Raw genomic sequence first — 15,399 nt, forward strand, 5'->3', positions numbered from 1 at the left:
AATTTATTAAATAATTTTTAAATTTACCCAAATAGGAGCATGATCTGAAGGTTTTATTAAGTTACGAATATTATATTCTATATTTGAATTTATATAATATTTTCTTAATGAATTAGTAATTAAAATATTATCAATTCTTAATCCTTTATTTAAAAAAAATTTATTCGATCTATAATCAAACCAAGAAAATTTATTACTTGTAAAAGGATTCATTAATCTCCAAATATCAAATAGACCCCAGTTAAGTAATTTATTAATATAAAACCTTTCCTCTGGTAAAAAAGAACATATTCCTTGTTCTAACCATTTTAGACGATTCTTATTTCCTATCCCAATATCTAAATCAGTTATACTAATATTAGTATCTCCCATAATTATAATATGATTATTAGGATTTAATTTTTTTTTTATAAAATAATATAAATTTTTTAAAAAATTTATTTTGTATTTAAATTTTATATAATTATGTTTATTACCTCCTTGAGGAAAATAACAATTTATAATTTTTATATTACCAATAGAACTATCTAAATCAACCATTATTAATCTTTTTTGATTATTATAATTTTCTAAAAATTCTTTTTTTATATTAAAAATTTTTTTTTTACTTAATATTGCTACTCCAGAATATTGTGGTTGTCCACATATATAAGAATTATATCCTAATTTACATATTTTTTCTTTAGGAAAATTTTTATTATTTACTTTTATTTCTTGTAATCCAATTATATCAGGATTATATATTTTTATCAGTAATGTTAATTGATGAAAATGTGCCCTTATACCATTTATATTAAATGAGAAAATTTTCATAAAAACTTTAATTAATATATTGTTTTTTAAAAACTTTTTAAAATCTTTTTAAATAAAAATAATTTTCTATATATTTTTATATATAATTATTTTTCTATAAAAAATTTTTAAAATTAAAATATTTAAAAAAATTATAATATATATTATTTTAAATTTAATTAATAATAATATATTTTATATAAATTTAATTTTTATAAATTTTTGTTAAAAAAATAAAATTTATTACATAATAAATTTATTTTATATGAAAAATAAATTTTAAATTTTAAAAAGAAAATTAATTATATCCCCATCATTAATAATATATTTTTTGCCTTCTATATTCATTTTACCAGATAATTTTGCTTTTATTGCATTTTTATAAAATACAAAATCATTATAATGAATTACTTGTGCTCTAATAAAACCTTTTTGGATATCACTATGAATTTTTTTTGCAGCTTCTAATGCTGTTGTTCCTTTTAATATACTCCAAGATTTTGTTTCTTTTATACCTACAGTATAAAAAGTATGTAAATTTAATAATTTAAAACTTAAAGTAATTATTTTTTTTAAATTTTTATCTAAAGATAATTTTAATTCTTTATTAAGATTTTTAATACATATTTTTAATATTAAAAAATTTTTACTAAGAAATAAAATTTCTCTTGAAAATGATTTATTTTTAATATCATTTTTATCTGTATTAGCAATAATAAGTATTGGCTTAATTGTTAGTAATTTAATTTTTTTTAAAAAATTTATTTCTTCTATATTTAATTTTAATAAATTTAATAATTTTCCATTTTTTAAATGATCCAAACAAATTTTAAATAAAGATTCTAGTTTATTATTTTTTTTTTGTTTTTTTTTATAAATATTATTTTGTAATTTACAAATTAAATTTATATCAAATTGAATAAGCTCATTATTTATAATTTTAACATCTTTAATTGGATTAAATGATAAACTTAATATTTTTTTATCATTAAAACAACGTATTACATGAATAATAGCATCAACTTCTGATATATTATGTAAAAATTGATTACCTAATCCTTCACCTTTATAAGCTCCTTTAATTAAACCAGCAATGTCAACAAAACTTATTGTAGATTGTATAACTTTTTTAGATTGTATTAATTGAGCTAAATAAAACAATCTATCATCAGGAACAGTTACTATACTTATATTTGGTTTTATTGTACAAAAAGGATAATTTAACGCATCTACATTAGAATTAGTCAATACATTAAATAAAGTAGATTTACCAACATTAGGTAGACCTATTATACCACATTTTAATCCCATTATTAATCCTATTATGTTTTAGTATGTAAGAATTTTACAGCTTGATTATAATTTTTTTGAATAAAAATTAATAAAGCATTTATACTATATTCAATAGCAAAATTAATAGTTTTTTGTTCAATTTTTGTAGGTTTACTTAATACAAAATTATTTACTTCTATTTTATTTTTGGGATGACCTATACCTATACGTAATCTATAAAATGATGTACCATTAAATACTTTAATAATATTTTTGATACCATTATGTCCACCACTACTACCATTATATTTAAATCTTATAATTCCTGGTAAAAAATCTAAATCATCATGAACTATTAAAATATTTTGTAAAGCAATTTTATAAAAATTAGAAACAATAAATATTGATTTTCCCGAATAATTTATAAAAGAATTTGGTATAAATAATATGATATTTTTATTTTTCAAAATCAAATTACTAATATATCCACCAAATTTTTTATTTTTTTTAAATTTTAAATTAAATTTTTTAGCTAAATTAATAACATAATCTGCACCTATATTATGACGAGTACCAATAAATTGATTATCTATGTTATTTCCTAAACCCACAATGATTTTTATATTACTCAAATAATTTTATCCTATTAATTTTATTTAAACATTATAGAAATAGATTCTTCATTACTAATTCTTCTTATTGCTTCAGATAACATAAATGATAGTGTTAATACTCTAATTTTATTTATTTTTTTTATTTTATTAGTTAATGGTATACTATCGCATACTATAATTTCATCTATGACTGAATTATAAATATTTTTAATAGCATTTCCAGAAAAAATAGGATGAGTGACATAAGCAAAAACTTTTGTAGCTCCATTATTTTTTAATGCTTTTGCAGCTTGACATAATGTTCCTGCTGTATCAACAATATCATCTATTAAAATACAATCTCTTTTATTTACATCTCCAATAATATTCATTACTTCTGTTGTATTAGTATTAGATCTTCTTTTATCTATTATAGCCATATCTGTACCATTAAATAATTGTTTTGCAATAGATCTAGCACGTATTACTCCTCCAATATCAGGAGAAATTATTATTGGATTATTATATGTTTTTTTTAAAATATCCATTAAAAATATAGAACTAGCAAATACATTATCTACGGGTATATTAAAAAAACCTTGAATTTGTTCAGCATGTAAATCTACAGTTAAAATTCTATTAACTCCTACTCTGGATAAAAAATCAGCTATAACTTTTGCAGTAATAGGAACTCTAGCAGAACGAATTCTTCTATCTTGTCTTGCATATCCAAAATAAGGAATAACAGCAGTTATTCTTCCTGCAGAAGCTCGTTTAAAAGCATCTATCATAATAATTAATTCTATAAGATTATCATTAGTAGGATTACATGTCGATTGTATAATAAAAATATCATGTCCTCTAACATTTTCATTTATTTTAACAGATATTTCTCCATCACTAAATCTTCCTACAAATATTTTACCTAAATCGATATATAAATGATGAGCAATTTTTTTTGCTAAATCTGGAATAGCATTTCCAGTAAATAATTTTATTTTAGTCACATAAAACCTTTTATTTAAATGAAATATTTTATTATATATAACAAAAAAAATTATAAACAAAATAAAAATTATATTTTGTAGTTTTATTAAATTATTATAAAATATATATTATGTATATTTGAATATAATATAATAATATTTTTATAAAATATTATTTATTTAATAATTTTTTAAATATTAAAATATAATTTATGAATTCTTATATGATTAAAAAACTTAATCTTTTATATAAGAGATATAATTATTTAATAAAAAAATTAAGTGATTATAAAATATATAATAATCACAATGTTTTACGTAATTTATCTACTGAATATTCAAGATTATCTAATATTATTAAACCATTTATAAAATGGAATAAATTACAATCAAATTTAATAAATACAAAATCTTTATTAAAAGAAAAAGATAAAGATATATATCTAATGGTTTTAGAAGATATTAAAAATATTAATTTTAAACAAAAAAAATTAGAAAAAATATTATATAAATTATTATTACCTAAAAATAAAAAAGATAATCGTAATTGTTTTATAGAAATAAAAGCTGGCTCTGGAGGTAATGAGGCAGCGATTTTTGTAAAAAATATTTCTAGAATGTATATTAGATATGCTGAATCAAAAAAATGGAAAGTAGAGATAATGCATATTCATTATAATGAACATGGTAATGGTTTTAAAGAAATTATTTTAAAAATTATCGGTATAGGCGTATATGGAAAATTAAAATTTGAATCTGGAGGACATAGAGTTCAAAGAGTTCCAGAAACAGAATCACAAGGAAGAGTACATACTTCAACTTGTATTGTAGCTGTTATGCCTGAATTATCAAAAACCGAGATGCCAGAAATAAATATTCAAGATTTAAAAATTGATACATTTAGATCTTCAGGAGCTGGTGGACAGCATGTTAATACAACAGATTCTGCTATACGTATTACTCATATCCCAACAAAAATAGTTGTTGAATGTCAAGATGAAAGATCACAACATAAAAATAAATCAAAAGCATTAGCTGTGTTAGCAGCTAGAATAAATGCAATAAAAATTGAAAAAAAAAATAAAGACAATGCTTTAAAAAAAAAAAAATTATTAGGTACTGGTGATCGTTCAGATAGAAATAGAACTTATAATTTTATTCAAAAAAGAGTTACTGATCATCGTATTAATTTAACTATTTATAAATTAAATGAAATTATGAATGGAAACTTAGATCTTTTAATAAATCCAATGATTTATCAAAAAAATAATAGACTATAATTTAGAAAAATTATTTATGATTATTGATCAACTTTTACAATATGCTTTTAATATTTTAAAAAAAAATAAAATATCAAATTATCAATTAGAAGCTAATTTATTAATATCATTTATTTTAAATAAACCTAAATCATGGATTTATGGTTTTAATGAAACAAAAATTAATTACAAACAATATAAAACATTAAAGAATTTATTAAAAAAAAGAATTAAAGGTACACCTATTGCCTATATATTAGGTTTTTGTGAATTTTGGTCATTAAAAATTAATGTATCACCTTATGTATTAATACCTCGTAAAGATACAGAAATTTTAGTAGATGTTGTTTTACAAAAAATAAATAAAAGAATAAAAAAAATATTAGATTTAGGTACTGGAAGTGGTGCAATTTCATTAGCACTAGCTTATGAATATAATATTCTTGATATTACTGCTATAGATTTTTCTAATAAAATTATTAATATAGCTAAAAATAATGCTAAAAATTTAAATATTAAAAATATTACTTTTTTAAAAAGTAATTGGTTTAGTCATTTAAAAAATAATACATTTGATATAATTATAAGTAATCCCCCTTATATAAGTTATAAAGAATATTTTTTTTTAAAAAAACAATTAAAATTTGAACCTATTCAATCTTTAGTTTCCAATAAAAATGGATTAAATGATTTAGACCATATTATTTCAAATGCTTTAAAATATTTAAATAATTATGGTTGGTTGATCTTAGAACATGGTTATAAACAAGGATTTATTATAAAAAATAAATTAAAAATTCAAAAATTTAAAAATATTCAGCAATATTATGATATACAAGGATATCAAAGAATTATTTGTGGACAAAAATTACTTTAAAAAAATTTTATAAATTAAATATTCTTATAATATTTTTAATATATTTAACAAAAAATTTTTGATATTATTTAATAATGATATTCTTACTTATAAAAGTAAAATGGAACAGAATGGTAATTTTAAAAAAAAAGAAAAAAAAGAATTTTTGTCTCATAAAATAAAATTATTAAAAATAGATCATAGATCTATAGGGAAAAAATTAGATCTATATCATTTCCAAGATGAAGCCCCAGGAATGGTTTTTTGGCATAATAATGGTTATATTATTTTTAAAGAATTAGAAAATTTTTTACGATTAAAACTAAATCAATATAATTATTTAGAAGTAAAAACTCCTTTAATAACTGATATTTCTATTTGGGAAAAAACAGGACATTGGAAAATTTATAAAAAAGCAATTTTTACAACTTATTCAGAAAATAGAAATTATTGTATAAAACCTATGAACTGTCCTGCTCATATCCAAATTTTCAAACAAAAATTAAAATCATATAAAGATTTACCATTAAAAATTGCTGAATTTGGTATTTGTCATAGGAATGAACCTTCAGGTTCATTACATGGTTTAATGAGATTAAGAAATTTTACTCAAGATGATGCACATATTTTTTGTACAAAAAATCAAGTAAGAGAAGAAATAAAAAATTGTATTTATATGATATATGATATTTATCATATTTTTGGTTTTAAAAAATTTTTTGTAAAATTATCTACAAGACCATTATATAAAATTGGAGATGATAAACTTTGGGATAAAACAGAAAATGATTTATTACTTATTTTAAAAGAAATGAATATCAATTTTAAAATCCAAAAAAAAGAAGGAGCTTTTTATGGTCCTAAAATTGAATTTTCTTTTTTTGATTGTTTAGATAGAGAATGGCAATGTGGAACTATACAATTAGATTTTACATTACCTAAATGTTTAAAATTATTTTATATTAATAAAAAAAACAAACACAGTACCCCTATTATAATACATAGAGCTATTTTAGGTTCTCTAGAAAGATTTATAGGTATTCTTCTTGAAGAATTTTCTGGATATTTACCTATTTGGCTTGCTCCTATACAAATAATAATACTTAATATTAGTGAAAAACATATACAATATGTTTTAAAAATATTTAAAATAATCAAAAAAAATAATATCCGTATTAAATACGATATTCAAAATAAACATATTTCTTTTAAAATTAGAAAATATACAATGCAACATATTCCATATATTTTAATATGTGGAGATCAAGAAATAAAAAATAATTTTATTTCAGTAAGAGATTGTTTTGGTAAAGATTTGGGATTTATGAAAATTCATGATATTATCAATGAAATAAACAAAAAAATTAATAACTATTATTTAAAATAAATAAAGGAGGTAAAATATTAAAGTTGGAAAAAAAATAATACAATTCTCACGACCTAATAAAATTAATAAAAATATTAGGAGTAAAATTGTAAGATTAATAGGATTAAATGGAGAACAAATAGGAATAATTAATCTTAAAGAAGCTTTAAAAAAAGCAGAAAATACTGGATTTGATTTAGTAGAAATTAGTCCTAATTCTACACCGCCAGTATGTCGTATAATGGATTATGGTAAATTTTTGTATATAAAAAATAAGGCTTCTAAAGAACAAAAAAAAAAACAAAAAATAATACATTTAAAAGAAATTAAATTTCGTCCTAGTACAGATACGGAAGATTATCGTATTAAATTACGTAATGTGATTCGTTTTATAAAAAATGGAGATAAAGTAAAAATTACTCTAAGATTTAGAGGTAGAGAAATGATGCATACAAAACTAGGTTTTTCTATGCTTAATCGTATAAAAAATGACATACAAAATTTAGCAATAATAGAATCATTTCCTACAAAAATTGAAGGCAGACAAATCATAATGATTTTAATACCAAAAAAATAATAAATAAGATAATGGTTTATATATGAATAAACTTAAAACAGTACGTAGTGTTGCAAAACGTTTTAAAAAAACGAGTAATGGTTTTTTTAAACACAAAAAAGCAAATTTAAGACATTTATTAACTAAAAAAAATAAAAAACATAAAAGATTTTTAAAAAAAAAAAAAATAGTTTCAAAAGGAAATTTACATTCGTTAAAAATCTGTTTACCTTATTTATAAAATAAAAATATAATAAATAATTATTGTAGGAATCTATATCATATGGTTAGAATTAAACGTGGAGTTACTTCTAAAACAAGACATAAAAAAATTTTAAAACAAGCAAAAGGATATTATGGTGCTAGATCAAGATCTTATAGATCTGCTTTTCAAGCAATAATTAAATCAGGACAATATGCTTATAGAGATAGAAAACAAAAAAAAAGAAAATTTCGTCAATTATGGATTATAAAAATTAACGCAGCAGCACGTAAAAAAAATATTTCTTATAGTTCTTTAATATATAAATTAAAAAAAAATAATATAAATATAAATAGAAAAATGTTAGCTAATATAGCATTATCTGATAATTTAACTTTTAATAAATTATTAACTTATTCTTCTCATTCATAAAATTAATTTTTATTAAATAACAATCTTTTATATATATAATATATGAGAATATCATGATAATTAATGATATAATTATAATAGTAAAGAAAGAAGTTTCTATAGTAAAAAATCTTAAAGATCTGAATATATTAAAAATTAAATATTTAGGTAAAAAAAGTTATATTAATAAACAATTCATGTTAATAAAAAATTTAAATAAAAATGAGAGAATTCATAGATGTATTATTTATAATAAACAAAAAAAACAAATAAAAAAAATAATAATAAAACGTAAAAAAGAAATAGAAATAGAACAATATAATAATAAATTTCTAGATCAAAATATTGATGTATCATTACCAGGAAAATATATTCCACCAGGATCTAAACACCCTATTACAAATATAATTAATGAAATAGAAGATTTTTTTACTAATATCGGATTTAAAATAATTACAGGACCTGAAATCGAGGATATTTATCATAATTTTGATGCATTAAATATCTCAAAATATCATCCAACAAGAACAGAACAAGATACATTTTGGTTAGATAAAAATCTTTTATTACGTACTCAAACTTCTAATGTACAAATTAGAGTTATGAAAAAAAATAAACTACCTATAAAAATTTTAACTTCTGGAAAAGTATATCGTAATGATTATGATAGTAACCATACACCTATGTTTCATCAAATTGAAGGATTATTTATTGATAAAAAAGTAACATTTGTTGATTTAAAAGGAATATTAATTTCATTTTTAAATTTTTTCTTTGGTGAAAAAAATAAAATACGTTTTAGACCTTCTTATTTTCCTTTTACAGAACCTTCTTTAGAAATAGATATATTAAATAATAATAAACAATGGGTTGAAATTTTAGGTGCTGGGATGGTACATCCTTATGTGTTAAAAAATGTTGGGATAAATACTAATAAATATTGTGGATTTGCTTTTGGATTAGGAATAGAAAGATTAACTATGCTACGTTATAATCTTTCTGATATTCGTTTTTTTTATGAAAATGATATACGTTTTCTTAAACAATTTAGATCAAATAACTTTATATGATAAAATTTAGTGAATTTTGGCTACGAGAATGGTTTTATTATGATAAAGATATTTATTCTTTATCAAAAAAAATGACAATGTTAGGATTTGAAATAGAAAAAATAGAATCTATTACTTATAGTAGTGATATAAAACAAGTAATTAAAGGTAAAATTCTTAACTATTATATATATAAAAAAAATCCTAAAATTTATGAATTTAAAATATTAACTAATAATGGTAAATTATTAAAAATATTTTCTAATATTAATTGTTTTCATAAAAAAATGAAAATTATTTTAGCTACTAAAAACTCTTTTTTATATAAAAAATATATAAAAATACCAAAATATTTTTTTTTAAAAGAATCAGAAGGACTATTGTGTACTCCTAAAATAATTAGTTTATATACAAAATATAATATTATTAATAATAATATAACTTTTTTAAATAGAAATAATAGTCTTAAAAAAAAAAATGATACTTTATATTTATATGATAATATTTTACATATAAATATTCCTACAAACAGGCTTGATTGTTTAAATATTTTAGGCTTAACAAGAGATTTATCTGTTTTAAATAAAAAAAATAAATTTAGTATACCATATAAAAATTATTTAATAGAAAATTCAAAAAAATATCAAATTAATATTAACTACGATAAAAAAATAAAGAATATATTATATCAATATAATTATTGTATAATTAAAAATATTAATTTAACTAAAAAAATTCCTTTTTTTATTAAAGAAAGATTATATTATGCAGGAATAAAGTTTATACCTAACAATCCATTATTAAATATTCGCAATTATATAATTTTAGAATTAGGATATCCTATCCAATTTTATAATTATAACAAGATTAATGGTAAAATTTATATAAAAAAATATCAAAACAATAAATATTATTTTTATAATTTGACAAATAAAAAAACAAATTTACTAGATAAAAACTCGTTACTTACAATAGTAAATAATGATCAAATTATGTCTATACCTGGAATAATACAAAATAAAAATTATTCTGTAAGATTAACAACTAAAAACATTTTAGTAGAATGTTTATTTTTAAGTCCAAAATATATAAATTTATTATTAAATAATGGTTGTAACATTAATAATACTTATAATTTTCATAAAAATACTTTAGATCCATTAATCCAAAAAATAGTTCTTATAAGAACTATCAATTTATTATTACAAATCTTTAAGGGGAAAAGAAGTAAAATTTATACAATTAATATTAATAATATAAATAATCATCAAAAAATAATAAATTTATCATTTAAACATATATATAAAATTTTAGGTTTTAATATCAAAAAAAAAATTATATTTAATATTTTAAATAAACTAGGTTTTATTTTTATAAAAAAAACAATGAATAATTGTATTATTAAAATACCTAGTTGGAGATATGATGTAAATATAGTAGAAGATGTTATAGAAGAAATTATAAGAGTATATGGATATAATCATATTCCTCAAAAAATTAATATTTCTTTGATTAAAGATAATATTATAAAAAAAAATTATTCTATATTAGAATGTCAAAAAATTAATATTAAAAAAATAAAAGATATTTTAATCTATCAAGGATATCATGAAGTTATTAATTATAGTTTTATTAATCCTAAAATACAATTAATATTATATCCAAAAATAAAATGTATAAAAATTAAAAATCCTCTAACAATAGAAACATCTGTGATGAGAAATTCCTTATCATATGGATTAATTAATAATATTATTTATAATAAAAATAGACAACAAAAAAATTTACGTTTTTTCGAATATGGTTTATGTTTTTTTAAAGATTTTACAAAAAAAATAGGTATATCACAAAAATTTATGTTAGCAGGAATAGTTAATGTAAACTCATTAGATAATTATTGGAATAAAAAAAATAAATGTGTTAATTTTTATGATATAAAAGGTAATTTAGAATATATTTTAAATGTTTTTTCTAAAAATAATAAAATAGAATTTTATCAACAAAATAAAAATACAATACTACATCCGTATATAAATTCATCAATTTATATTAATAGTATATATGTTGGATATATTGGTATGTTACATCCTAGATTAATTAATTATTTTAATATAGATTCTAATACTTTTTTCTTTGAATTATTTTATGATAATATTATTATTAATAATATTTTTAATTTTGAAAAAATAATTAATTATCCGATAAATAAAAGAGATATTTCTTTTTTTGTAAAAAAAAACATTAATTTTAATTGTATTTTGTTACAACTTCAAAAATTAAAATTAAAAAATCTAATAAAAATAAAACTTATAGATATATTTCAAGGAAATAATATTCCTAAAAAATATAAAAATATAACCTTAAGTTTATTTTTACAAGATAAAAATCATACATTAAATGATATAGAAATTAATAACATTATAAATAAATGTATTTTAGAATTAAAAAATAAATTTCAAATTATATTAAGAGATAATGTTTATTATAATAAATAAATTTTTAATTTTTATATTTAAAAATAATTTAATTATTTAATCTTTTTTATTAGATATAATAAATATATATAATTTTTGTAAAAAGAAAAAAATGTTTACAGGTATTATTCAATCAATAGGTAAAATTAAAAAATTTTTTTTTAAAAAAAAAAAATATTGTATATATATAAAAACAAATAAAAATTTTATTAAAGATTTAAAAATAGGAGAATCTATTTCAAATAATGGATGTTGTTTAACTATTGTAAACCTATATAAAAATATAATCTTGTTTAATATAACATGTCATACTATAAATAATACAACTTTTAAAAATTTAAAAGTTAATGATTATATTAATCTTGAAAAACCAATAAAAATTAATGATTTTTTAGGAGGACATATAGTATTAGGACATATTACTGATATTGCCATTATAACCAATATAGAAAATTATGATTTTTATAAAATTCTATGGATTAAACCTAAAAATATTTTACAAATGAATTATATTCCAATAAAAGGATCTATATGTGTAGATGGTGTTAGTTTAACAATAGATAAAAAATTTCAAGATAGATTTAGTGTAAATTTAATACCAGAAACATTATCAAAAACAACATTATCTAAAAAAAAAATTTACAATTATGTCAACATTGAAACAGATATATATACTAGAAATATAATACAAACTGTTGAAAGATTATATAATAAAAATTTTTAATATATTAATAATACATAAGGAATATAAATGATAAAAAAAAATAAAACAAATATTTTAAAAAAATTAAAAGATCGTAATATTCTATATCAAATTACTAATCAAAATAAATTATTTACAATTTTAAGTCAACAAAATATTAATCTTTATTGTGGTTTTGATTTAACAGCAGATAGTTTACATATAGGACATTTAATACAATTATTTACATTAAAATATTTTCAAGAATTAGGACATAAACCAATTATTTTATTAGGTGGAGCTACGAGTTTAATTGGAGATCCTAGTTTTAAATTAAAAGAAAGAAAAATGAACTCAATAGATATTATTAATATCTGGTTTCATAAAATTAGTATACAGATAAAAAAAATTTTAGATTTTAATTGTGGTAAAAATAGTGCAATTATTGTTAATAATTACAACTGGTTTTATAAAACTAATATTTTATTTTTCTTAGAAAAAATAGGCAAATATTTTTATATTAATCATATGATGAATAAAGATTCTATTAAAAATAGAATGATAAATAATGAAATTAATGGTATTTCTTTTGCTGAATTTTCTTATACTTTATTACAATCTTATGATTTTGCTTACTTAAATAAAAATTTTGATGTTATTCTCCAATTAGGGGGATCTGATCAATGGGGAAATATTACATCAGGAATTGATTTAATAAAAAAAATGTATAAAAAAAAAGTTTTTGGAATAACAACTAATTTAATTGTTAAAAATGATGGAACAAAATTTGGTAAAACAGAAAAAAAAACAATATGGTTAGATAAAAATAAAACTAGTCCATATGAATTTTTTCAATTTTGGTTAAATATTCCAGATTCACTTATATTTAAGTTTTTATATATGTTTACTAATTTAGAATTAGAAATTATTAACGATTTTAAAAAAAAAAAAAACGATATTAAAAAAAATAGTCCTCAATATCTACTTGCAGAATATATGACAAAAATAGTACATGGAGAACATAATTTAGTTTTATCTAAAAAAATAACAAACATACTTTTTTATAAAAATATAAAAAATTTATCACAAAACGACTTTTCAATACTATTGAATAGTATTAATAATATTGTTATAAATAACAAAGAATTTTCTTTGCAAAAAATATTAATTTTAAGTAAATTTGCATCTTCTCATACCCAAGCATCTAAATTAATTAAATCTAATTCTATATATATAAATAATGAACAAATATCAAAAACATCATTTATATTTACTAAATATCATAAAAAATTTAAACATTTTACTTTATTACGTAAAGGTAAAAAAAACTTTTGTTTAATTTATTGGAAATAAATATAAAAATAAATAATAAAATTTTATGCGTTCTAGAGGATTTGAACCTCTGACTTTCACTATGTCATAGTGACACTCTACCAACTGAGTTAAGAACGCATAAAAAACACTAATTATAATTAAATCATATTAATGATGTTTAATCAATCTTTTTGTATTTTAATAATACGTAATATAATTAATAATACTGCAATAATTAATCCCATAATAAATCCTATCCAAAAACCTATAGGACCTATAGCATTTATAATTAAGTTTGTCATAGATAAAATATAACCAATAGGTAATCCTATTACCCAACAAGAAATAAAAGTAATAAAAAAAATAAATTTAGTATCTTTATAAGCTTTTAAAGTACCACATCCTATTATTTGAATAGCATATAAAAATTGATAAATAGATACTAAAAATATTAATTTAGATGATAAATTTATAATATTTATATTAGAATTATATAAAGAAGCAATTTTTTTCTTTAAAAAAAAACTAATTAATATAATAAAAACAGATAAAATAATACCTATAATTTGTGAAATCCAACTAATTATTTTAGCTTTATTTTTATAACCTGAACCTAAATAAAACCCTACTAATATAGTAGTAGATATACTTAAAGATAATGGAATTACAAAAATTAAAGAATTAAAATTCTGAGCTATTTGATGACTAACAAAATTATCTATACCCATAGAAGAAATAAATAAAGAAACAACTGTAAATAATGTAATTTCAATAAAAATAGATAATCCAATAGGAATTCCTAATTTTAATAATTTTTTTAAAATTTTTATATTAGGTTTATTAAATAAACTAAAATATTTTATATTAAAATATGTTGAATTATACATCCATATCATGGTAATGATAGTTAATATCAAATATATCAATACTATAGATAAACCACATCCTAAATTTCCAAAAGATGGTATATAACTATAACCATAAATAAAAATATAATTCATTGGTATATATATTATAACTCCAATCCAACTAATTATCATATCAGGCATGGTTAATGAAAATGAAATACAAACACAACGTAATATTTGTAATAATAAATAACCAGGTATACTCCACATAATTATTTTTAAAAAAATTATTACTTTTAAAATTAAAATTTTATTGGTTAATAATAAATATATAAAAAAATTAGCTTTATATAAAATAAATATCATTATACATGACAAAATAATTGATAATAGATATGATTGTTGTACATATTCTATAATTTTTCGTTGTTTATTAGATCCATGTAATTTTGTAATAATAGGTATTAAAGATAAAAATATCCCATGACAAAATAATAATAAAGGTAACCATATTGATGTACCTATTGATATTGCAGCCATATCAATTTTATCAAAAGAATTTGATATAATCATATTTATGATACTAATTAAAAGATAGGCTATTTGTGTTAAAATTATTGGTATAGTAATACTAAATAGTTTTTTTATTTCGATTAAATATTTATACACATAAACCCTTTCTTTTAATATTATTAAAATAATTTTACTTTTCTAAAATAGAAAATTATTATATATATAA

General features: G+C 18.4%; 15 protein-coding genes and 1 tRNA gene. 10 read left to right on the top strand and 6 right to left on the bottom strand.

Annotated elements, in window-relative coordinates:
- Nucleotides 1–6: 6 nt before the first annotated feature.
- The 4 genes from xthA to GJT99_RS00475 form a co-directional block, all read right to left on the bottom strand.
- Complete coding sequence (gene xthA, locus GJT99_RS00460) at nt 7–813, bottom strand: exodeoxyribonuclease III (protein ID WP_168893772.1); 807 nt, start codon at nt 811–813, stop codon at nt 7–9.
- 258 nt (nt 814–1,071) lie between these two features.
- Nucleotides 1,072–2,103 carry a redox-regulated ATPase YchF gene (gene ychF, locus GJT99_RS00465; protein WP_168893773.1) on the bottom strand — a complete coding sequence of 344 codons (1,032 nt, stop codon included), beginning with the start codon at nt 2,101–2,103 and terminating at the stop codon, nt 1,072–1,074.
- 11 nt (nt 2,104–2,114) lie between these two features.
- A complete protein-coding gene (pth, locus tag GJT99_RS00470; RefSeq protein WP_168893774.1) occupies nt 2,115–2,696 on the bottom strand; it encodes an aminoacyl-tRNA hydrolase in 582 nt (193 codons plus the stop codon).
- A gap of 20 nt (nt 2,697–2,716) precedes the next feature.
- On the bottom strand, nt 2,717–3,664 hold the full coding sequence (locus GJT99_RS00475; protein WP_168893775.1) for a ribose-phosphate pyrophosphokinase: 948 nt from the start codon (nt 3,662–3,664) through the stop codon (nt 2,717–2,719).
- Nucleotides 3,665–3,855: 191 nt separating this feature from the next.
- Between GJT99_RS00475 and prfA the strand changes: the two genes are divergently transcribed.
- The 10 genes from prfA to tyrS all read left to right on the top strand — a co-directional run bounded on the left by prfA (nt 3,856) and on the right by tyrS (nt 13,851).
- Nucleotides 3,856–4,923, top strand: coding sequence for a peptide chain release factor 1 (gene prfA / locus GJT99_RS00480; RefSeq protein ID WP_168893776.1), 1,068 nt, complete (start codon nt 3,856–3,858; stop codon nt 4,921–4,923).
- Nucleotides 4,924–4,939: 16 nt separating this feature from the next.
- Nucleotides 4,940–5,779, top strand: coding sequence for a peptide chain release factor N(5)-glutamine methyltransferase (gene prmC / locus GJT99_RS00485; protein WP_168893777.1), 840 nt, complete (start codon nt 4,940–4,942; stop codon nt 5,777–5,779).
- Nucleotides 5,780–5,837: 58 nt separating this feature from the next.
- A complete protein-coding gene (gene thrS, locus GJT99_RS00490) occupies nt 5,838–7,145 on the top strand; it encodes a threonine--tRNA ligase (RefSeq protein WP_246208908.1) in 1,308 nt (435 codons plus the stop codon).
- A 16-nt stretch (nt 7,146–7,161) separates the two neighbouring features.
- Nucleotides 7,162–7,701 carry a translation initiation factor IF-3 gene (gene infC / locus GJT99_RS00495; protein WP_168894084.1) on the top strand — a complete coding sequence of 180 codons (540 nt, stop codon included), beginning with the start codon at nt 7,162–7,164 and terminating at the stop codon, nt 7,699–7,701.
- A 22-nt stretch (nt 7,702–7,723) separates the two neighbouring features.
- A complete protein-coding gene (rpmI, locus tag GJT99_RS00500) occupies nt 7,724–7,921 on the top strand; it encodes a 50S ribosomal protein L35 (protein ID WP_168893778.1) in 198 nt (65 codons plus the stop codon).
- Between the two features lie 42 nt (nt 7,922–7,963).
- Entirely contained in the window at nt 7,964–8,314 is a 351-nt protein-coding gene (gene rplT / locus GJT99_RS00505; RefSeq protein WP_168893779.1) for a 50S ribosomal protein L20, read from the top strand.
- Between the two features lie 50 nt (nt 8,315–8,364).
- Nucleotides 8,365–9,363 (top strand): phenylalanine--tRNA ligase subunit alpha, encoded by a 999-nt coding sequence (gene pheS, locus GJT99_RS00510; protein WP_425482532.1) that lies wholly within the window; start codon nt 8,365–8,367, stop codon nt 9,361–9,363.
- Nucleotides 9,360–11,837: a phenylalanine--tRNA ligase subunit beta gene (gene pheT, locus GJT99_RS00515; protein WP_168893781.1), complete on the top strand. Its 2,478-nt coding sequence runs from the start codon at nt 9,360–9,362 to the stop codon at nt 11,835–11,837. The genes pheS and pheT overlap by 4 nt, the downstream gene beginning before the upstream one ends.
- 91 nt (nt 11,838–11,928) lie before the next feature.
- Entirely contained in the window at nt 11,929–12,540 is a 612-nt protein-coding gene (locus GJT99_RS00520) for a riboflavin synthase (RefSeq protein ID WP_168893782.1), read from the top strand.
- A 27-nt stretch (nt 12,541–12,567) separates the two neighbouring features.
- A complete protein-coding gene (gene tyrS, locus GJT99_RS00525; RefSeq protein ID WP_168893783.1) occupies nt 12,568–13,851 on the top strand; it encodes a tyrosine--tRNA ligase in 1,284 nt (427 codons plus the stop codon).
- 26 nt (nt 13,852–13,877) lie between these two features.
- On the opposite strand, the gene GJT99_RS00530 is transcribed toward tyrS, so the two are convergent.
- Both GJT99_RS00530 and GJT99_RS00535 read right to left on the bottom strand, forming a co-directional pair.
- Nucleotides 13,878–13,950 (bottom strand) — tRNA-Val (locus tag GJT99_RS00530).
- 44 nt (nt 13,951–13,994) lie between these two features.
- The gene (locus tag GJT99_RS00535; RefSeq protein WP_168893784.1) at nt 13,995–15,329 is read right to left on the bottom strand and encodes an MATE family efflux transporter; all 1,335 of its coding nucleotides are present in this window, start codon (nt 15,327–15,329) and stop codon (nt 13,995–13,997) included.
- Nucleotides 15,330–15,399 lie beyond the last annotated feature (70 nt).

The organism is Enterobacteriaceae endosymbiont of Donacia cincticornis (genome assembly GCF_012568845.1).
Classification (GTDB): Bacteria; Pseudomonadota; Gammaproteobacteria; order Enterobacterales; family Enterobacteriaceae.

Coding starts and splice junctions, on each gene's coding strand:
- xthA (WP_168893772.1), bottom strand. CDS start 813: ATGAAAATTTTCTCATTTAATATAAATGGTATAAGGGCACATTTTCAT.
- rpmI (WP_168893778.1), top strand. CDS start 7,724: ATGAATAAACTTAAAACAGTACGTAGTGTTGCAAAACGTTTTAAAAAA.
- GJT99_RS00520 (WP_168893782.1), top strand. CDS start 11,929: ATGTTTACAGGTATTATTCAATCAATAGGTAAAATTAAAAAATTTTTT.
- pheT (WP_168893781.1), top strand. CDS start 9,360: ATGATAAAATTTAGTGAATTTTGGCTACGAGAATGGTTTTATTATGAT.
- rplT (WP_168893779.1), top strand. CDS start 7,964: ATGGTTAGAATTAAACGTGGAGTTACTTCTAAAACAAGACATAAAAAA.
- tyrS (WP_168893783.1), top strand. CDS start 12,568: ATGATAAAAAAAAATAAAACAAATATTTTAAAAAAATTAAAAGATCGT.
- prmC (WP_168893777.1), top strand. CDS start 4,940: ATGATTATTGATCAACTTTTACAATATGCTTTTAATATTTTAAAAAAA.
- ychF (WP_168893773.1), bottom strand. CDS start 2,103: ATGGGATTAAAATGTGGTATAATAGGTCTACCTAATGTTGGTAAATCT.
- prfA (WP_168893776.1), top strand. CDS start 3,856: ATGAATTCTTATATGATTAAAAAACTTAATCTTTTATATAAGAGATAT.